The organism is Roseovarius roseus (genome assembly GCF_043355935.2).
Classification (GTDB): Bacteria; Pseudomonadota; Alphaproteobacteria; order Rhodobacterales; family Rhodobacteraceae; genus Roseovarius; species Roseovarius roseus.
In genome coordinates, this window is the sequence record NZ_JBHFPE020000028.1 from 1 (window position 1) to 20,342 (window position 20,342).

Annotated in this window: 17 protein-coding genes and 1 pseudogene; 7 read left to right on the forward strand and 11 right to left on the reverse strand. The window is 52.7% G+C overall.

Annotated elements, in window-relative coordinates; translation table 11 throughout:
* From ACEWPL_RS18525 to ACEWPL_RS18535, 3 genes are all read left to right on the forward strand, one after another.
* Nucleotides 1-187 (forward strand): hypothetical protein (locus ACEWPL_RS18525; protein ID WP_420744384.1); only part of this gene is annotated, 187 nt, incomplete at its 5' end.
* Between the two features lie 74 nt (nucleotides 188-261).
* Complete coding sequence (locus ACEWPL_RS18530) at nucleotides 262-1,419, forward strand: IS110 family RNA-guided transposase (RefSeq protein WP_393928726.1); 1,158 nt, start codon at nucleotides 262-264, stop codon at nucleotides 1,417-1,419.
* A 531-nt stretch (nucleotides 1,420-1,950) separates the two neighbouring features.
* A complete protein-coding gene (locus tag ACEWPL_RS18535; RefSeq protein ID WP_393928728.1) occupies nucleotides 1,951-2,604 on the forward strand; it encodes a rhomboid family intramembrane serine protease in 654 nt (217 codons plus the stop codon).
* Nucleotides 2,605-2,620: 16 nt separating this feature from the next.
* Here ACEWPL_RS18535 and ACEWPL_RS18540 read toward each other — a convergent pair whose 3' ends face one another.
* The 6 genes from ACEWPL_RS18540 to ACEWPL_RS18565 form a co-directional block, all read right to left on the reverse strand.
* Complete coding sequence (locus tag ACEWPL_RS18540) at nucleotides 2,621-3,958, reverse strand: nucleotide sugar dehydrogenase (RefSeq protein WP_393928724.1); 1,338 nt, start codon at nucleotides 3,956-3,958, stop codon at nucleotides 2,621-2,623.
* Between the two features lie 52 nt (nucleotides 3,959-4,010).
* A complete protein-coding gene (locus tag ACEWPL_RS18545; protein WP_393928722.1) occupies nucleotides 4,011-4,520 on the reverse strand; it encodes a glycosyltransferase in 510 nt (169 codons plus the stop codon).
* Nucleotides 4,517-4,999: a UDP-N-acetylglucosamine--LPS N-acetylglucosamine transferase gene (locus ACEWPL_RS18550; RefSeq protein ID WP_393928720.1), complete on the reverse strand. Its 483-nt coding sequence runs from the start codon at nucleotides 4,997-4,999 to the stop codon at nucleotides 4,517-4,519. The genes ACEWPL_RS18545 and ACEWPL_RS18550 overlap by 4 nt, the downstream gene beginning before the upstream one ends.
* A gap of 9 nt (nucleotides 5,000-5,008) precedes the next feature.
* On the reverse strand, nucleotides 5,009-5,755 hold the full coding sequence (locus ACEWPL_RS18555; protein WP_393928718.1) for a polysaccharide deacetylase family protein: 747 nt from the start codon (nucleotides 5,753-5,755) through the stop codon (nucleotides 5,009-5,011).
* Entirely contained in the window at nucleotides 5,748-6,944 is a 1,197-nt protein-coding gene (locus ACEWPL_RS18560; RefSeq protein WP_393928716.1) for a polysaccharide pyruvyl transferase family protein, read from the reverse strand. Before ACEWPL_RS18560 ends, ACEWPL_RS18555 begins: the two co-directional genes overlap by 8 nt.
* Nucleotides 6,945-7,027: 83 nt before the next feature.
* Nucleotides 7,028-8,149 (reverse strand): Coenzyme F420 hydrogenase/dehydrogenase, beta subunit C-terminal domain, encoded by a 1,122-nt coding sequence (locus ACEWPL_RS18565; RefSeq protein WP_393928714.1) that lies wholly within the window; start codon nucleotides 8,147-8,149, stop codon nucleotides 7,028-7,030.
* A gap of 416 nt (nucleotides 8,150-8,565) precedes the next feature.
* On the opposite strand from ACEWPL_RS18565, the gene ACEWPL_RS18570 reads away from it, so the two are divergent.
* Both ACEWPL_RS18570 and ACEWPL_RS18575 read left to right on the forward strand, forming a co-directional pair.
* A complete protein-coding gene (locus ACEWPL_RS18570) occupies nucleotides 8,566-9,939 on the forward strand; it encodes an O-antigen ligase family protein (protein ID WP_393928712.1) in 1,374 nt (457 codons plus the stop codon).
* A 51-nt stretch (nucleotides 9,940-9,990) separates the two neighbouring features.
* Entirely contained in the window at nucleotides 9,991-10,905 is a 915-nt protein-coding gene (locus ACEWPL_RS18575) for a sulfotransferase (protein ID WP_393928710.1), read from the forward strand.
* 18 nt (nucleotides 10,906-10,923) lie between these two features.
* Here the strand turns inward: ACEWPL_RS18575 and ACEWPL_RS18580 are convergent, their stop codons facing one another.
* Nucleotides 10,924-12,315, reverse strand: coding sequence for an oligosaccharide flippase family protein (locus tag ACEWPL_RS18580; RefSeq protein ID WP_393928708.1), 1,392 nt, complete (start codon nucleotides 12,313-12,315; stop codon nucleotides 10,924-10,926).
* A 103-nt stretch (nucleotides 12,316-12,418) separates the two neighbouring features.
* Entirely contained in the window at nucleotides 12,419-12,835 is a 417-nt protein-coding gene (gene tnpA, locus ACEWPL_RS18585; RefSeq protein ID WP_393928706.1) for an IS200/IS605 family transposase, read from the reverse strand.
* 319 nt (nucleotides 12,836-13,154) lie between these two features.
* Here tnpA and ACEWPL_RS18590 point away from each other — a divergent pair, with 319 nt between their 5' ends.
* A complete protein-coding gene (locus tag ACEWPL_RS18590; protein ID WP_393928704.1) occupies nucleotides 13,155-14,342 on the forward strand; it encodes a GNAT family N-acetyltransferase in 1,188 nt (395 codons plus the stop codon).
* A 344-nt stretch (nucleotides 14,343-14,686) separates the two neighbouring features.
* On the opposite strand, the gene ACEWPL_RS18595 is transcribed toward ACEWPL_RS18590, so the two are convergent.
* The 3 genes from ACEWPL_RS18595 to ACEWPL_RS18605 all read right to left on the reverse strand — a co-directional run bounded on the left by ACEWPL_RS18595 (nucleotide 14,687) and on the right by ACEWPL_RS18605 (nucleotide 19,209).
* On the reverse strand, nucleotides 14,687-15,703 hold the full coding sequence (locus tag ACEWPL_RS18595) for a glycosyltransferase family 2 protein (protein WP_393928702.1): 1,017 nt from the start codon (nucleotides 15,701-15,703) through the stop codon (nucleotides 14,687-14,689).
* Between the two features lie 46 nt (nucleotides 15,704-15,749).
* Nucleotides 15,750-16,166, reverse strand: coding sequence for an N-acetyltransferase (locus ACEWPL_RS18600; protein ID WP_393928700.1), 417 nt, complete (start codon nucleotides 16,164-16,166; stop codon nucleotides 15,750-15,752).
* Nucleotides 16,167-16,398: 232 nt separating this feature from the next.
* Nucleotides 16,399-19,209, reverse strand: a complete 2,811-nt coding sequence (locus tag ACEWPL_RS18605) for a right-handed parallel beta-helix repeat-containing protein (protein WP_393928698.1) — start codon at nucleotides 19,207-19,209, stop codon at nucleotides 16,399-16,401.
* 253 nt (nucleotides 19,210-19,462) lie between these two features.
* Here ACEWPL_RS18605 and ACEWPL_RS18610 point away from each other — a divergent pair.
* A pseudogene (locus ACEWPL_RS18610) lies at nucleotides 19,463-20,268 on the forward strand (transposase); the annotation flags it as partial.
* Nucleotides 20,269-20,342 lie beyond the last annotated feature (74 nt).

Genomic DNA, 20,342 nt, shown 5'->3' on the forward strand with positions numbered 1-20,342 from the left:
GAAATCGCCAACGCCGCTCGCGTTTTGGGGAATTTTCAAACGGCGGTTTTGGGGAGATTACGTCCGGCGGTTACAATCGATCGATCCGACACGAGGGACACTCCGTATGTGCCAATGGCCCGATGTGGCCGTCACCTTGTTTGGAACCCACGTAGCGGAAACCATCTTGGCCAGCGTTCATGTGTGAACGCACCAACAGATCCCATGGTGAGTGGCGCAGAACTGATAGGCTGTGTCATGCCAAAAAGAGGAGATCTGATAATGGCACATTCGTCCGACACGCTGAATTCTATTTCATATGATCACACACTCGTTCTCGCGATTGAGTTGAGTAGCAAATCATGGGTCGTAGCGGCTCAAGTGCCTGGCCTTCCGCAATCCAAGACCAGGAAAACAATCGCCCCCGAGAAGCTGGCCCTTGAAGCAGCGATTGATGGGTATCAGACCCGCGCCGCCGCGGCCGGTCATCGGGTCGATTGTGTGATCGCGACTTATGAGGCTGGATGGAGTGGATTCTGGCTGGCGCGATGGCTGATCGCAAAAGGGGTCGAGGTCCACGTCATCCAGCCTTCAAGCGTCCCGGTGGATCGCCGCATGCGCCGCGCTAAGTCCGATGGTATTGACGCAGAGTTGCTGCTCCGCACCCTGATGGCATGGCTTCGAGGAGAGCCGCGGGTCTGCTCTATGGTGCCAATCCCGGATGAAGCGGACGAAGATGCACGGCGAAGCATTCGCGAAAGGACAGAGCTTATCTCCGAGCGCGTTGGTCTGACCAACCGTATCGGCGCCGTCCTGGCGACACTGGGTATTGAGGGCTACAACCCGCTCCTTCAGAGTCGGCGGCGTCGATTGGCGGATCTGCGCACCGGGCTGGGCGAGTCGCTGCCGCCAAACGCGCTCGCAAAGATCGAACGGCTGTTGAGCAGGCTCGAGCTTGTACTCTCCCAGATCGCTCAGTTGGAACGCGAGCGTGATGCCGTAGTCGCGGAACCAGCCGACGACGAGGCTTGCAGAATGATCCAACAACTTTGCACGCTTCGTGGCATCGGGGTGCAGAGCGCAACCGTGTTGGTTCGCGAGGCCTTCGTGCGCCACTTTGCCAATGGCAAGGCGTTAGGATCGTATGCCGGTCTTACAGCGACGCCCTACAACAGCGGAGGAGTGGAGCGTGAACAAGGGATCGGGAAAGCCGGAAACAGGCGACTTAGAACGACGATGGTTGAGTTGGCATGGCTCTGGCTACGCTACCAGCCCGGTGCCGCGCAGGTTACTTGGTTCCGAGAGAGAACAGGCCAGACCGGTCGGCGCATGCGGAAAGTGATGATCGTTGCGCTTGCCCGAAAGCTGCTGATTGCTCTTTGGCGGTTCGTCACTGACGGGGTAGTTCCGCAGGGGGTGACTATGAAACCCGCCGCATAAAGGTCAACGAGATCAGGCTGCTCTGCGAGGGCATAGCCGCCTGGTGACCGAGGGAACGTCGCCGTTGTCCGGCGTGGCACTATAAATGCCGTCTTCACAGAGTGGTGCCGTTCCTTTGGAGCTCTCCAGTCCCGAAAGCGGGACAGTGGTTGGGACCAAGTTCCCGCCGGATGTGAGGTTTGCAGACAGGGGTCTGCCGAAAGAGAGTTCGCCTCGGGCACCGAAATCGAAAACAACCTATTGACGGAGAAATCATCATGTGAGGCCGGACATATGAACGCAAGCGATCCGATCAAAATCATCAAAGAGTTCTTGCGAGGAGGGCGCCGTCCACATATGGCACATTGATGCCGTCGGGGGGCGGTCACATCATCAGAGTCGTCAAAACCAGTTAATGCGCGGATAGGCTGCTGGCTGCATGCCAAGAACAACACACTGTGGTAGATCACAGGCCTTGAGGCCCCCGCTGCAGGCGCGCGCTTTTCATAGCGCAGGCTTGAGTTTCTCGCAGCGCTGGCGCATCCAGTGGGAATGGATGCAAACCGCTCAGCCACGCGATACGCGCGCTTTCAAGCATGGCTGCCCGAGCATTGGGTATTGCTGGCCATCATGCTGGCCTGTGTCGCGGTCGAGGCGGTGCTGCAAGGTGCCGATCACGGGTTGTGGGGGACACCACGCTGGCGCGGGTTAGCCTATGAATATGGTGGCTTCTGGCGGGGACTTTTGGGCACTTGGCAGCCCAACTATGCCGCCCAGCCGGTGGTGATGTTCGCCAGCTACGGCTTCCTGCATGGCGGCTTTCTGCATCTTCTGGTCAACATGATCACGCTGGTCTCTCTGGGACAGATCGTGATCGAGCGAGTGGGCCAGCTGCGCTTTGCCGTGATCTATACAGGGACGCTTCTGGGCGGGGCTGCGGGCTTTGCGCTGCTTTCGTCGGCAGTGCAGCCGATGGTGGGTGCCTCGGGCGCGCTTTTCGGTCTCGCGGGGGTCGTGGTGGGGTGGGAATATACCATCCGCCGCGCGGCCCGCGAGGGGCTGGGCCCGGTGCTGCGGGTGATCGCGCTGCTGATCGCGCTCAACCTAGTCATGTACTGGGCGATGGATGGCAGCCTCGCCTGGGAGACCCATCTGGGCGGCTTCATCGCGGGATGGGTGGCTGGCTGGTGGATCCGCGAGCGCTGATGAGCAGGCTTAACCATCACGCCTTTTCGACATTATCCATTGCTAGGTTGCGTTTCTGCATGGCGTTACGTGTGTCGATGATCGGCAGGTTCATTTCGGCAAGCGCAGCGTAGTCGACGTTGTCGTGATCCGTCGCGATTAGGATAGCGTCCAGCTCGGCAGGATCTATGTTTTGGAACGCTGTCGACTTGTACCCAAGAAGCTCGGGATATTCGCGCATGCGAGGGATTTGGGGCACATGAGGGTCGTGAAACTGCACGCTCGCGCCTGCATCGCGCAGAAGCGACAGCAGCCTGACGGCCGGGCTTTCTCGCATGTCTGAGACGTTCTTTTTGTAGGCTATTCCGATGATCAGGATGCGTGCCTTGCTCAAACCGATTCCCAATCGGCGATCAATAACCTCGCGGAGCCTAGAGATGACGTAGTCTGGCATATTGGAATTGATCTCTCCTGCCAGTTCGATGAAGCGAGTGGAGAGGTGATACTCTCTGGCCTTCCAGGTCAGGTAGAACGGGTCAATTGGGATACAGTGTCCCCCCAACCCGGGCCCGGGATAGAAAGGCATGAAGCCGAACGGCTTGGTCGCAGCGCCGTCAATCACTTCCCAGACGTCGATATCCATGGCATCGAAGATGACCTTCAGTTCGTTCACAAGAGCGATGTTGACGGCTCTGAAGATGTTTTCGGTGATCTTGATGGCTTCAGCCGTGCGCGTCTTGGACACGGGCACCACATCGCGCACGACCTTGCGATAAAACGCTTCCATGAGCTGGCTGGCTTCGGGACCGTCCCCCGCAACGATTTTTGGAATCGTGTTGGTGTTATAGGTGATATTGCCCGGATCCTCGCGTTCGGGAGAGAAACCGATGAATATGTCGTCTCCCAATTTAAATCCGGATTGCGCTAGGATGGGCGTCAAGACCTCATCGGTTGTGCCTGGATAGGTAGTGGATTCCAATGCGACGAGTGAGCCTTGCTTGATATGCCGCGCAATCTCTTGGGTTGTCGAAATGACGTAGGAAAGATCCGGTTCACGGTGCGCCGTTAGGGGCGTGGGGACACATATGACAAATACGTCCATATCCGCAAGTTGGCTGAAATCGCTCGTCCAGGAAACGCGACCCGCCTTCCGCAGATCGGCAAGATCCTGATCCGCCACAGCGCCGATATAGCTGTGCCCTGCGTAGAGCTGATCGACTTTTTTGTCATCGATGTCGAACCCGGTGACATGCAATCCGCTGCGCGCCGTCGTGACCGCCAGAGGCAACCCTACATATCCAAGTCCAAGGATAGCTACCTTTGCAGTCAGCCCCTCAATTCTTGAGAGCAATTCATCGAAGGGTTTGTCAGCCACGCTTATTCATCTCCAGTATTGATGATTTTCTTGTTTCGTCGCTACTTATCGGTCATGCCTTAGCAGAACCAAGCAAAAAACTGCGTAGGCCATCCGTGAACTCTGTATCCGCAACAGCAGAGAGGCGCTGGAGCGGCGTGTTGGCAACACTTTCCACGGCCCTGTTCATCACATCCGAAAACTGATCTTCATCCTCTGCAACGAACAGACCAGGCCTCCTCGGGATGCTTTTGATTGTCGTATACTGATGGTCGTTGCGGGTCTCATTGAGGTGGCCACGTCTCGGCATGATTACGATCGGCTTTCCATGCGTGAAAGCCGTAAGAATAGTGCCCATCCCGGCATGGGACACGATAAGATCCGAGCGCTTGATTTGGTTTTCATATTGGGCAGGCGACATATGCGCAATCATGTCGAAATGTTCAGGAACATACGCGTCAGTGGGTGGAGAAATGACTTGGGCAATGATCTCGTGATCACGAGAGGCCTGGCTAGCCCATTCATCAACAGCCTTGGCTAGCCGGTCAAAAGGTTCGTGCGTGCCGATAGTCAGGAAGATCAAAGCACCGACCCCATATATTGAGGGCCATCTGCCTTCGCCAGATGTTCCCACTGCGTGAGCCACAAGTCGGCATGCCTGCCGATGCGCTGACCGGACATCGACAACTCTTCGGAATTGGCGACACTGTCGATCCAAACGGTCCGTGCGCCAAACAGGCGCCCGATCCTCATCGCGAAATACCCCGGGGCCGCGCCGGTCGACAGAACGACATCGGGGCGCTGTCTTGCAATAATGAATACTAAGCCGAGAAGCTGCTTGATCAGGCGCAGCTTCTGCCACCGGTTTGCTTCGACGACCGTGTAAAAGCCGGGCGTTGGCTCGCCGTCTTCCTTCGCATAATTGCGGACTGTTTCATAAAATTCCGGATCGGTCGTGACATAGGTCACCCGAAGCCCTTTCCAAGCCGGACGCAACCTCATCAGCTGAACCCAATGGCCCCCTGCCGAGGCAACAGCCATCACATGTGGTGTTTTGTTCATGTCACGCTCTTAGTATATTGAGCCGGGGGCGAAAAGTTCATTGAATGGTATGATATTGAAGCTGTTTTCTTCAGCGTAGGTGATGATTTTTTCCGTCAGATCGAGTATATACTCTTGATGGTCCTCTGGCGATGGGCCGCGGTGCGGACGATCAAAATCATGCATCAGGATGACACCGCCTCCCGCGATTTTCAGATCTTCTAAAATCTGGCCGGAGGGAAGACGATTCCAGCTATCCCGACTGTCATAGGTCCAGAACGCCATCCGCGTCCGGCGCATCAGGTTGTAGCCAAGTGTCAGCAGAGTGGATTTTCCAAAAGGTGGCCGGAACATATTGTTCTCGATCCCCAAGGCATCAAGCTGTTGCTGCCCTTTTCGGATATCCCGAGCCGCACGAAATGGGCCAGTTTTCCATGCATTCAGGTGGTCAAATGTATGATTGCCAATTTCATGTCCGTCATTGAGCAGACGGCGAATGGTTTCAGGATACCGCATTGCATTTTGGCCAATCACAAAAAAGGTAGCGCGGACCCTACGTCGCTTCAACAGTTCAGCGAGACGAAGCGTAAGACCCTCGCTCGGGCCGTCGTCATAGGTCAAAACGATAGCCCGGCAGGCGCGGGCCCGTTTTGCGAGCTCGCGGGTTGCCTGGCGCCGAAAGAGAATCGCTGTGCCGAACCAGGCGACTACCGCAAAAGCGGCCAGCGCCATACAAAACACTGCAAGAGTTGAGATAAACAGGGCATCTTCAGTCATTTGAGCGAGAGCCTGCTGCACGGCCTGCTGTTTTCGCCATCTTGTCCATCAGATCGCCAAGCGCGGCCTCGTAGCGTCCCAGCCGCTCCAGCCCCGTCTCCAGCGCCGCCTGCTGAGCCTGTGCCATGTCTGCACGACGCTCATAGGCCGCGAATATCCGCTCCTTGATGTCCTCGGCGCTCTGGGCGGTGCAATCCACGGTCTCGTCATAGCCAAGGGCGCCGAAAAGCCCCGCGAACTTGCGGCTATAGGCCATCGGCACCACCGGCACCCCCGAGGAGAAGGCCGCGATGCAGGCATGCATCCGCGCGCCCATGAAGAAATCCATGCCCGCGATATAGCTCTTGGCCTCGGAGGGAGAGGTGAAGGCCGGCGCGACGATGGCGCCGGGAAATTCCTCGGCCAGCTTTACGCTCGCCGCGTAATCATCCTCGAGCGCGCCGCGCTCCCACGAGATCACATGCGGCACGAGATGCAGCTCGCAGCCGTCGGCGTGATCGGTGAAATGCTGCGCAATGTCGCGCATCAGCTGCGGGTAGTCCATCTTCAGCCCGAACATGTTGTCGCGGGTATAGCCGCCGCTCATCAAAAGGCCCGAGACGTTGATCCCGACCTTCACCGGCCCGCTTTCCGTTCCTGCGGGCGGATCATAAGGCAGGCGCAGCGCCACGTCCGAGGCCTCGATGATGCCCCCGCTGATCCCCATCTCGCGCAGGCAGGCTGTCGAGAGCGCATCGCGCGTGGCGGTGATGGCGCATCGCCGGATGCTCTGGCGTGCAAGAAAGCCCGAGAGGCGATGCCGGAACGGCCCGAAGGTCTGCGGCGCCAGCACCAGCGGCCTGCCCGCCAGATGCGTGAGATACTTCATCAGGAACATCTGGGTCAGCCGGCGCTTGCCGTAGATATCTGCAAAACTGTCGCCCCCGCCGATATCGATCACCATATCGGCGCCGCGCACGGCCCGGAAGAAATCCCAAGGCTTGCGCAGCGGCCGCGCCGGCCGGATCTCGATATCGTCTCCGGTCACGTAAGGCGGGCGGGTGGCGATGCTGTCGATCACCTTGATCCTGACGGGAATGCCCCGCGCCTCGGCGATGCGGCGCAGGATAGCCACTTCGGATACGCTCAGCGCCCCCACCCCCATGTTGTCATTGCTGGCGGAGTGGAAAATCAGGGCGATCTCGAGCATTCACATATCCTGCGAAGAAGGGCGGAAAGGGGCGTCACCCCGGAGGTAGCACAGGCTGCGCAATCGGGTAAGACCCGCGCGCCTTACCTTTTCAGCCGTGCTTTCAAGGATCGGCGCAGCATCCCGAGAAAATTCCTGAGGTTGCGGCCCATGGGGTTCTGCCGGGCGGCGGCGCGCAGATGCAGGCCCTCGTAGCGCGGTATCGGCCGCCCGGTGAGGCGCAGCGCCATCAGCCGCGCCAAGAGCGCGCGACGCCGCTCGCGCTGGCCGGGCTGGATTGCGGCCAGCCCATCGACATCGAAGGGCTGGGTCTCGATCCGGCCAGCCTCCACCGCATCTGCAAGGAGGCGCGCGCCCAGTTCGGTGCGGCTAACAATCAGGCTGACGCCATCGGCCTCGTCGAAGACCGGATAACCCGCAGCATCGCTCTCCCAGGCATCAGCGCAGACGATATCGGCAGCCTTGCCGGTGCCGTCCGCGCAGATCTTACAGCGATGCTGGACATGTTTCGACAGGATCTTGCCCCAGCTGTCATGATAGCTCATCGAGCGCGCGCCGCCTGCCTTGAGCTGGGCGGTCGCGCGTCCGGGCCAGCCCTGCCCGCGATAGCGAAAGCGCGCGGTCGCGTCCTGATCGGTGCCGAGCGCCGCCAGGATGGCGCGCGCGCCATCCTCCGAAGGCACACCTGCGCAGAAGAAGGATAGCATGACGGGAAACGCCGCCGCAACCTCGGACCGGGCCGCGGCCAGTGCCCGCAGCGCGGCGATGTCGCAGGGCTTGCCCACCATGGCATGGCGCCGCCCCGACGCTATGAGATCCGCCAGCCCGGCCAGAGGCGCGGAGGGCGCATAGCGTGACCCGGCGGCGGCCAGGATACCGTCTCGGTCGGTGCAGATCACCGTCCGGTTGGCAATGGGCGTGGCGGGATCTTCGGCGATCTGCACGATCGCCTCCACCTCGCCGCTGTCCAGAAGGTGCAGGAGCAGCCCCGAGAGCGCCCCGCCCGAGGCCCCGGCAAAGCGCAGCTCGGGATCCGTGGACCAGCCGGTCTGCATCTCGAGGTAAGGGCCCCAAAGCGTGTCATCGGTACGCGCCCCTGCCTCGACCCTCTGCCTCAACGCGGGGCAGAACCCGGCCAGCGCCTTCTCCTCGGCCTCGCCCAGCGGGGCGATTTGACGGGGCCGCAGGAAGCCGGGTGACGTCATTTGCATGCTCAATTTCTTCGGAAATAACCCAGCACATGCTCCGCAACCAGCGCACAGATCTCCCTGAGTAACGCGGTGCAGTGAGGTATTCATGACAGGTACAGCCCTTTCTGGACAATGTCTGGTGCGTCAAATTTTTGCATAGCGCGGAGCCCCCGGATATCGATCGCCCCCCGAAATCCTTGCTAACGGCTTGACCTTCAGTCGGCAAACAGGAAAAACCTCAATTGAGCAGCGTTATATAAAGTTGGTCTTGACCTTCAACCTGTCCCGCGACGCGTCTATAGTTAACTTTTGCCACTCCATGGCTACGTTGCTGCATAGTGTTAGAGCCTCGGTACGACAGCATTCTTCACGCGCAGGTAGTTTGTTTATACTACAGGCAACACTGCGCCCATTTTGATGTGAGATAGTTAATGAGCGCACAAAGCAGAGAATTTAGCAAAAATGAGGCGCTTTCAGATACTATTGGTGCCGTGCGGAAAAAAGGGCTTCCTTTGATAGCTGGGCTTTTTATTGTCAGCCTAGTTGTTCCATTATTTATAAATCTTGGCTCGGTCAGACTCCCAATTTATCGGATCGTTCTTCTAGCGCTTTTTGTGCCTGGGCTTTATCGGCTTTTCAGCGGTCAAGTTGGCCGCGTGCGTCTCCCAGATCTTTGTGTAGTCGCCATCTGTCTCTGGTCCAGCATCTCATTTGTTGTCAACCACGGGCTTGGGCCAATGGTCGAAACGATTGGGCTTGTTTGGATCGATACGCTCGGTGCATATCTCATCGGCCGCTGTTACATCCGCACTCCTGAAGCTTTCCATGCCACCGTCCGCCTTTTGTTCTGGCTTGCCGTAATACTACTCCCATTTGCCATATACGAAGCAATGAGCGGAGAGGCTATAATTATTAAACTGTTCTCAGAAATCGGTGCAACTTACCCTGATCACTGGATGGAAAAACGAATGAACCTAGACCGAGTACAAGGTCCATTCCCACATCCAATACACTTCGGAGTTTTTATACTCTCTCTCGTTGGAGTTTCCTACTACGTCTTGGGTTACAATCAGGCCTGGGTAAATCGCATTGCAAAAGCCTTCATTATTGCCTTGACAGGTGCGTTCTGCCTGTCATCTGGCCCGCTCGTCTCGCTGATGGCTCAAGCCAATATAATTGTTTGGGATGGCTTGATGAAGTCCTTTCGGCAGCGTTGGCACTTTCTTTTAGGGCTGTCAGTATTAGGCTTCATTATTGTCGATCTTATTTCCAACCGAACACCTTTTCATGTTCTTGCAAGTTATCTTTCGTTCAATGCCCAAACAGCTTACAGCCGAATTAATATATGGATTTGGGGCACCAAGAATATTTTTGACAATCCCCTTTTCGGTATTGGGTTCAATGATTGGGAGCGCCTATACTTTATGACGGATAGCGTCGATATGTTCTGGATTCTCCCTGCAATGCAGAATGGAATTCCCGTGTGGATACTTTGGTTTTTGTTGTTCTTTTCAATATTTCTTTCTGTAGCATATCGCCGCAACTTAAATGAAAAGTCAAATTGGTACCGCACCGGCTATCTTGTCACAATGTTTGGAATGTTCATGGTGGGTTGGACCGTCCATTTTTGGACACACACATACGTATTTTTTGTTTTCATGCTGGCGTCGGGCATTTGGTTCTGCGATCATGAAGAACGATCCGAAAGCCCGGAGCAGCGAGCTAAGCCGTCCAATGTTAACACTTTGCTGTATTCCCGCTTCGAACCCAAGAAAGCGCGCATTCTGGATCGACGCGACGGTTAGTTTAAAATTATCAGGTTAATGCAACGAGATGGTAATCTAGGTGAACATGCAATGATCCAAAACCGACTTTTGCTTCATGTTGGGTATCACAAAACGGGCACAACCTGGCTTCAAAATGTAGGTTTTAATCAAGCCCATGGATTCCACCAAGTGCTATCTCATGTTGAGGTATTTGACAAAATAGTCCAGCCTCACAGGTTATCATTTTCAGTAGATACGGCGAGAGAATTTCTTCAGAAGCGCTTAGCGTCAATGCCAAGTGACTGGACGCCAGTGATCTCATCCGAAATTATTTGCGGCAACCCATTCTATGGAGGTCGGGAAAGTTGTGAGTACTGTGATCGCCTTTACAAAATTTCGCCAAATGCAAAAATATTATTTACGATCCGAGAGCAACATAAGGCGCTTGTTTCAACCTATATGCAATATTTAGCTCGCGGCGGAACAGAAACGCCTTCCAGCTTCTTTCTCTCAAAGCCGTCACTGGGTTATTTTTCATTCTCAATTGATCATTTTAAATATGATCGCTTAATTAGCTACTATCAAGATCGCTTTGGAGTAGAAAACATTATGGTTGTCACGCAAGAAGACTTGGCAAAAGACCCCCTTAACACACTTACAGAAATTCTACGGTTTTCGGAAAGCGACCTCGAGTTGGGTCAATTGTTTGGACCACAACGATTTGGAATAAGTTTCCCTGAGATAATTTATCCAATATTGCGTCGAATAAATTATCTGAGATTTCAACCTGCCGGTCGGTCCGCAGTCATTAATTTGGGTCGCGCAGGAGATCTTTTATATGAATTTACCGGCGTTGCAGGGCATAGGTTAACTCAACTTGTGAGGCCTCCCCTTATTGTTCATAAATTTGTTAAAGACACATTCAGTGGCGAATTTTCCGAAAGCAATCAAAGGTTACAAAAACAATTGCATCACAATATAAATTTAGAGGGGTACGAGTTGTAATGTATATTTATGAGTTGGCTATGTTCGCCCACGTTGAATGATATCCCTCATCAGAAAAACAATGGCTGCGAAAGGGACGATTATATAAAGGCGTGACCATTGCCATTCTCCTAATTTGCTAGGGTTTTCAATAAGAAGATGGTTTCCAGCCGCCAAAAGTAGAAACGAGAACGCCAGAATGATGTAAACAACAACTGCACGGAGGGGTAGTCGAGATTGATACTTCAGGAACATTAACCCCACACCAAAGGCTGCCACCTCTCCTATTATCGCGATCCCGATCAGCATCAGAAAATCGGCGCCCTTCGCCGCCACTACCCAAGCAAGCGGTAGCATGGTAAGGCGGACGATATTTGCCAGCATAAGCTGGCGTGTCTTTCCTTGCGCTAATGCGATCAGTGAGATCCCCGTCCGAAAACCGTTGATCGCCTGCCATATCGCGAACCAAATTAGAACCGGGAGCACCGCCGTGTATTTGTCACCGAGTAGCAGATTAGTGACCGGGCCACCGATCAGTGCCACCATGAGAACGAGAAGGAGGCCCGCGACAAGAGCGGCTTTAATCACAGCGTGGGCAAGGTGGACGAAGCGAACAGGATCGTCCTGTGCTGACGAGAGACGTGGCAGAAAGAACATCGATAGGCTCTGCCTAATGATACCAATCGGCATTCTCGTGAGAGTGAGGCCAATGGAGAATATGGCGAGAATTTCAAGCCCGAGTTCACGTCCGACTATCACGCGGTCTCCTTCCATAACCGCAAACAGTAGTCCGTTATTGATCAGGAGCGGCCAGCCGAACGAGAACGTCCGGCCAATGATTGTGCGATCTAAGCTTAGGCGATACCGCCTTTCGGCAGTCACATGAGACGCCAAAGCCGAAAGACCCCACTGAATCAAGAGCGCGTACAGCATCACCCTGTAATCGCCGAAGAGCCATGCAAGAGGCCATACTGCCGCGACTGAAGCCGTTATCGGCAGCACTCGGTATATAAGAATAGGACGATAGAGTTTGCGCCGGGTCAGGCGATGAATGTCGAAATGTTCGAATCCCAAAAACAGAGGGACTAAGGCAAGGACCTGATATGCCCAAGCAAGATCAGGAACGCCAAAAAAAGTTGCAATTGGTTGGGCAAAGGCAAACAAGACCGCAGCTGCCAGGATACCCCGCAAGAGATGAAACCCTTGCAATCCCGCCTGCCAATTAGGATCGTCGCCCTCACGAGCCTGAACGATTAGCTTCTGCAGCCCAATAGTAGATGCCATCTCGACAAGCGCTGTACTAAGCGCGAAGGTGACTGCGATGCCATAGTCCTCGACACCAAGAATCCGCGCGACGAACAGCGTGCGCGCAAAACCCATAAGTGATGCGACAGCGTTGCCGGATAGGAGAAAAAAGACAGAACGGAGCACCAACGTCCTTCACATGTTCCGAATGGCCATGCAAGTTCGTATGTTACATGCATTAGGTAAGTCAATGCTCACCGTCACTTCACTATCCTGTAGTACTGAACGACTACCGGCTGGCGCCGGTAGGATCAGCGATGTGATTTTCCAGGTACTGAAGTACGATGTCTTCGGTGATGGCACCGTTGGTGGTTGAAAAATACCCCCTGCCCCAGAACCGGCAGCCCCAGTAGCGCTTTCGGATGGCTGGAAACTCCCGTTGCACCTTGTGGGACGAACGGCCCTTCATCTTGCGCACCAGATCGCTGATGGCAATCTTCGGCGGCACCGACACGAACATGTGGACGTGATCGCTCGACAGTACCCCGCGCAAGATGTCGACCTCGTTCTCGCGGCACACCTGGCGGCAGATGTCGCGCACCCGCAGGCGCAGCGGTCCGGTCAGCACTTTGTAGCGGTATTTCGTCGACCAGACGATGTGATAACGATGATAGAAGACGCAATGCTTGCCAGTCGAATATTGCATGATCTTATCCTCCCAAAATGAGCCTTTGCTCCGGCTGCGGCTCATTTTGGGAGGATAAGATCATAGGACGATTCTTCGCGCTGAAGCGATCCCGTCTGGAAGACGGGGGGTTTAGACCAAGGCGTGGATACTAAAACTCGAATAACACCTGGTTCCACACATAGAAACGTAAGTTCTGTTTGTGACGCAACGTTGTACCTTATCGAGTTGCTGCAATTAGGTGGTGGGTCATACGAATTTTCGGCTTGTAATGGTTGATTAGAGCCATAAATCAGAGCTATATTGTGGGTATAGGAACGGCAGAATTGGAGCTTTAGAGTTGAGTGATTTGGCTACTAACGACCTTACGGTGGAAATTATTTCTAATCCTGAGAGTAGCCCAGATCTCATAGGCTTCTGGAAGAATCAAGCGCAGCATGTCAATAGTGATCCAGATTTCTTTTTGACGGTAACTTCACTCCGTGAAAATATTATATCGCCTCTTATTTTTCTAGTCAGAATGAAGGGCGCTCCCGTCACTTCGCTGATTTGCCGTTTGGAAACTACGCGCCTGCCCGCCCGCGTTGCATATTTCACTTTAGTAAATTTTCCGATGCGGAGCATTACTATGACTTATGGCGGTTTTATCGGCAAGGATACAGCTGCTATTAGAAGTGCATTGCTCGGCGCTCTTCTGGGTGAGCTAAAACGTGGCGTAGCGGATATCGCCAAACTCAGCATGGTCAGATCGAACTCTTCTTTCATGAAGTCCATAGATTCGTTAAATCTTTCAACATGGCGCCTAAAATCATACTTGCCAAGTCAGCACTTTGTTTTTCAAGTGCCTAAGGCGCCAGAAGATATACTGACAGCAAAACCGTCAAAAACAAGAAGCAAAATAAGATACTACATACGGAAAGCTGAAAGAGGATTTCCTACACTTCGCATAAACCGAGTAACTGATTGCAATCATTTAAATGATCTAATGAACGATCTTGAAGATGTTGCATCGAAAACTTATCAACGAGGTCTTGGCGCAGGATTCTATAAAAACGAAGAGTGGCAAGAAATTTTAAGAATTGGCTTTTTAAATAATTGGATAGAAGTTTGGACGCTCTCAGTAGATTCTAAATGCATTTCGTTTATAATTGGGTTGAAGTACAAAGGGGTATACCTAATCTACGCGAAAGCATTTGATCCAGCGTATTCAAACGATCGTGTCGGCACGTATCTGCAAATTAAAGTCCTTGAGGACATAGCGCGGCAGGGTGAATGTGCCATTGTTGACTATGGGTTTGGTGACGCGGAATATAAAAGACAATTCTCAACAAACAGCTGGTCCGAAGCCGATGTCGTCATGGCAGCGGCTTCCTCCAAGAATTTTCTAGTTATGAACGCTGCAAGACTTTGCGACGCAAGCGATAAATTTCTTCGTTTACTATCGCATAATCTAGAAATAACTCGGCGCTTGAAAAAGCTACTACGGACTTATAAAGCGAATTCAACTAAAAAATCCGAAAAAGAGTGAGAATCTTAATGTCTTTGCACTTTGATTATAATGGGGGGGGGACGAAGAATCTTAATAATTGGTAAATGAAAGGGCATATCGGCGTCGATGACGGAAGAGGCATGGTGGAAAACCTCGAGGCGACGAATGAGAACGCTCAAACAGTTAGGTCAGGATCGATCTCGTAATTAGGCGATAGAGATCGGACGTATAAGGGCCATGTCAGGGGTTCATACTAAGTTGCATTTATCCAATGAGTAGCCTGATCTGAATGAACTAGTTATATTATTAATGCATTCTTGGCCTGAGCTCCATCCTGACGATTATCTTTGGTCCAAGAGGGTTTTGTCCCAATTAATAATCAGTTACGTTTTATTGCTATTACTGCTAGTGTGCTGGCGATAGGTAAATGCGAACTTAGCCGCATCTTCAGATATGGCTGACCGCACTGAGTTGGGAGGCGGCAATTGGCACAAACCAAGTAAACCAGCCCAAGCCTCGGGCCAAGCGCCCTTTGAAAATATTTTTCCTATACGTGCAGCAGATGCCATCAATGAAATTGGCAACGCTATCGGACGAACTCCACCAATAAAGCGTATCCGGTTTCGGTAGTTGAAATAGAGTGCTAAAGGCGAAGCCAAGCGTGTGACCGAGCCTGAGCCGATAGCAGTGCCTCCGTGATGGTGGACGAGAGCGTCCTCACAAAGCACCAGAGGTAAGTCACCACGACGCGAAGCCCATTCTACCTCCTCGAAATAAAGAAAGTAATCTTCGCGCATCAAACCGATAGTTTCGATGAGCTTCCGAGATACAACTAGGCTTGCTCCGGAAATAAAATCTAAGGTCGTCGGATCTGGACGAATAGCAATTTCCGGATTACTCCCCTGATTAACATTTCGGCAAATTCCCGTCCAGTATCCCACACGGCCACCATCGGATTGAATGAGCCCAGGAGTTTCGCGATACAAAATGCGAGATCCCATAAAACTAAACTGTTCGGTAGACCTCGCGCACTTCTTAAAAGCGCTTGCCGTTTCCACCTCCACCTCACAGTCAGGATTGAGTATCCAAAAAATATCACATTTTGGGTCTCGCATCTGCGATGTAAGTCCTTGGTTGACTGCCCCCGCAAAACCGCAATTCACGCTCAGTCGAAGAAGAGTGCAGTCAGCCTCTATTAGACTGTCTACTTTATTAGATCTTTCATCATAAGTAATTGACTTCGTGGAACTCCACTCTCGAATCTTATGAATGGTCGCATCCGTAGATGCATTATCGACAATCAAGATCTTGAGTATTTCATCTTTTGACTTAATTAGGCTCTCGAGACATGGCACAATCACATCAGAAGAATTGTAGGTGACGATGACGACCGCTAGCATGTATCAATTCCTATTATAGTCTAAGAGCGTTACAAAACTTTTACGACTAGTTTGGTTTCACTGTCTCTTTGGCGTATGTGACTTGTTTTTTATCAACGTAAATTTCTAAAAAATTATGTTTTCGGAGAAAGCATGACATTGGAATATTATCCACATCTACGTTAAATGCGACAGACTTACGGCTTAACTGAATTGCCCTATCGTTGTTCTTCTTAAGTAAATCTGAAGCGACCCCTCTACGGCGATCGCTTGGAAGAACAGCAAACAAATCAACAAATAATCGTGGATTCAGATTTGACGAATAGGCCTCGACTTCATGGTTTATTTTTCTTCTATATATATGCTTTTTTAGAAGGAGCAAAATCTTTCGTGGGGCTCTTAGGGACAGCAGAAGTTTTTTAGTGGTTGATAAATTATAATGACGCCTTGCGGATTTCCACTCCAGTTCGTCTATAATAATCAATGAAAATCCTCTGATTTCAGCTTGCGATTCGTATACCCAAACCTCACTTGAGCTAGATTGAATTACGAACTTCCATAGGCGATGAGCATCAGAATTCTTCCAACTCCAGTAAAGAGAGTGGGGAAAGCACATATCCGCAACCCTCATAAGACTTGGGATATCGTGCTCTCTAGCTTTCCGGATTAAATTCAAAGAAATTAGCCTTTTCCCCCTTAATACTAATTTTTACATCTCATGTTATAAACGTGCTATCTTCTGGAGGAACGTCGAAAAACGCAAAGTTGTTGCTAACTTGAAAATCATGGATTTCCCCTTCAAACCATCTATTCCACGGGGTTCCTAAGTTCCAGCCCCATTCGTGACCGCCAGCACCTACAAAATCGAAATCCGTGTCCCGCTCGTCTAGGACAAGTACATCATCCACGACAACCTGCAGGCGATCCTTTTCCGCATCTACCATAACAGTAGCTGTATGGCGGCTCCCATCATTCAGGCCAAGACCATCGACCAGGAAACCTTTGCTGAAATGGCTGTCAGCATTATTTGCGTGCACACGCAGACCGTCCCCTTCTAACGTCAGGCCGAACTTCATATGGTTCCAAACCAGAATATCACGGGAGCCGTTAACGTTCTTGTTGACGAAATCTACCGTGAAAGCCACTTCCTCGGAAGCTTCGAATTCTTCCAGCCGGCCGAGAGAGACGTAGTCTTTTTCCCCATCCAGAACGATCGCTAGGCCACTCTGTGTTTCGGCGACATAGGCATCGTCACGCAAGCGCTCTGTGTTTGAGGTCGTAATGCCTGCGATGTCGAGTTCATATCCACTGAGCGGCAAAGATTGAAGGGCGCCGGAGTCCTCTGGAGCAGGCGCGGTATCCTCGGGTTCAGTCGGATCAGGTGCAACTATTCCACCGCTCCCCTCAACAGGGCCTCCCTCGGGGGCTGTTTCGGCTTCTCCATCATAAGGCGCATTTGTTTCCGTCTTAGGCACCGGCACGGCCTCGCCATCGTAGAGCGGGAAATCGAAAGATTCCGCACTAAGAGTAAATGCGGACAACTCGCCTTCGAACTTCTGGTTGCCCCACGGATTACCAAATGTGAGATCCCGGGCATCCCCGCCAAGAGTACCGGATACCTTTTCACTCGCAACTACTTTGTCATCGATCACAATATCGGCAAATCCTGCGGTACCGTCAAAGCGGACGGTGATGTCGTGAACATTCCCATCTCTGATGTCGATTCCGCGGCTCGCTACGTTCACGCGTGAGCCATCATCAAGGAAAAGTGTCACCCCAAAATTGCCACTTCTGTCCACGAAAGTGCGGAAGCTCGTGTGAATATTGGAAACCTCGCCTGAACTTTCAGCGTTATCAGCCTTGAGAGACAGGGACATTTCAAACGCGTCCGTTCCGAAGAATCCTGCCAGTTCTGATCTCGAAACACTGGCCTTGATGCCGTCCCCCCCCAGCTTCAGGGCAGAGCCGTCTGCTGTTTTCGTGACATTGCTCTCGATACTGTCGAGAGGCGTTTGCTCACCATAGGCAACAGTTTCGAACTGTCCGGATTGCGCATCAAACTGCACGAGGCGGTCACCTGAGATTCCCGCGGTAAACCCTGCTTGTGTCGTGCTACCATCTTTGGCCACGACTGTGAGCGTCACGTCGTAATACCCTGGTTCCCCAAACGCATGCTTTACCACCATGCCCGTGGCACTGCTTCCGTCTTCAAACGTCCACAGAAACTCGGCATCGTCTTCCGAAACAAGGCCAAGCGGCCCTACCGTCAGGGAAGCATCAAAGATCAGATCGTGACTGGAGGATGCGTCCGAATGAACCTGAAACTGCGGCGTTAGACTATTGGGAGACCAATCGAATTGAGTGAGACTTGAGCCGATACCATCTGCCATATCACCAGGAACGGCACGAATATCGAACACGGATGCCGCGCTCGCGACGAACACCTCACCGGAGTAATTCGGTGCATGCGGGTCATGGGCCTGAACCATCAGGTTTTCGCCGATTATGATGTTGTGGCCGTCGATATTTTCCAAAGAAGAGCCGCGGATCCCGCTGAGGATGTTGTTCTCGATCACGACGTTTCTGGTGCCTTCATTGAGGCTGATCTGAGGCGCATCATGTTCAAAACCACTGCTCGGAAGGAGGCTGTTGTCACGGACAATGAGGCCGTCCACATTTTGCATCGTGATAGCCTGAGCATTACCGTTATAAATCAAGTTGTTTTCAATGACGACATTTCTGAAGCCAGGGCCATTATTATCGCCATACAAGAACCCAAGTATGGCGGTGCCCTCTCCCTGATCGAATATATTATTTGCGAAATAGTGATTCTCGCTGACAGGGGCGTCCGGACCACTGGTCCAGAAGTGAACAAAGTCACCGTGATCGCCAAGCCCTCCAAATTTCCAAGGGTTTGCATCGTGAAAGTAATTGTTTTCCATACTCAGATTAGAGACGTCTGAGCCACCGACGGAAACGGTACGAAAGTCATAGATTTCGTTCCCATTAAAGAGGACACCATCAACTTCTTTGAACCGCACACCAGATTCAAATTGCGAAATATCATTATTTTCGATCACTATATTCTGCGACCAATTGAACGCCATCGCACGTCCAATTACTTCCCCTTCAATACCTTGCGCCCCTTGGGTGCCCGGCTCCGCGTCGGCAGAAATGCCGGCCACGGCCGGTCCACCCTCGAAGCGAGAGTTGATAACGCTAATGTTTGATGACTTATCGGCTTTGAGAGCGCTATCCCAACCTACCGTCTCTTCATCAGGCGTAAAATCGAAGAAGAGATTGTCGAATGTGACATTAGATACTTCCCAAAGCTTCACTGTATTAAAAGTGGCCTGATTTTCAGCGTCCAGTGACGTTATAACGATATTTTCATCATAGTTCAGATTCCGCAGCGCTATGTCACCGTAGTCTCCCGGCGCAAGCTCAATGCGGTCGCCGCCGGTTGCTTCTTGGACAGCCTTGTAGAACTCTTCGGATGTTGTGGCGACGTGGATAATACCTGACATTTCAATATCCTCTGTTAGAGCAAGAAGCCGAATACTTCTTTCCAAAAGCCCTCTTAGAGAGTCCTCATGGCGCGATTATGATTCAATCGGGTCTGCTTTATGGCAAGCTGCCCAGTAGTGACCATGTTTTCTATCGAACGAGGTCCGGGTGAGCGGTGTTGCGCCTAACGAGTGAACTGAACTTCTGACCTGCCCCCCGAAACTTCCCTCACCTTGACGTAGAGTTTGCTCAACCCTCCGAAGGAGCAAACAGATGCGAAAGAGCCGTTTTAGCGAAGCCCAGATTATCGGGATGATCAAAGAGCAAGAAGCCGGGATGCCGACTGCTGAGGTGTGCCGTAAGCACGGTCTCAGCCAGGGCACGTTCTACAAGTTCAAATCCAGATATGGCGGCATGGAAGTGTCGGACGCGGCGAAGCTGCGCGCCGTCACGGACGAGAACGCCAAGCTTAAACGCCTGCTGGCTGATGCGATGCTGGACAACGTGATGCTGAAGGATTTGCTGGGAAAGAACTGACAACGCCGATTGAGCGGCGAGAGGCAGTGCTACGGGCGATGCGGGATCATAGTATCTCGCAACGCCGGGCCTGCCGTCTTGTCGGTGTTGATCCCAAAACCGTCCGGCGTGAACGCCCGCCCGACAATCCAGAAATCCGCGAGGAGATGAAAGCTGTCGCGCACAAACGCCGCCGGTTTGGCTATCGGCGGATTGGTGTGATGCTTGAGCGCAAAGGCATGATCATGAATCACAAGAAGCTGTATCGCCTCTATACGGACGAAAAACTGGGTGTGCGCCGACGACGGGGCCGGAAACGGGCACGTGGATCGCGGACACCGATGCCTGAAGCATCGAAGCCTGGTGAGCGTTGGTCTTTGGACTTCCTGTCCGACACCTTCGGCGCATCTCGCAAGTTCCGCATTCTGGCCGTGAATGATGATTGTTGCCGCGAAAACCACTGCCTGATGGCCGATACCAGCATCTCTGGTGCTCGGGTGGCGCGAGAGCTGGATGCGCTTGTGCGTATCTACGGAAAGCCCGCGAGCATTGTCAGTGATAACGTCCTATGTCGGGAACTTTTGGCTGTTTAGGTCAGCAGGTCATGGGGCATCCGGCGAACCGGATGCCCTGTAAT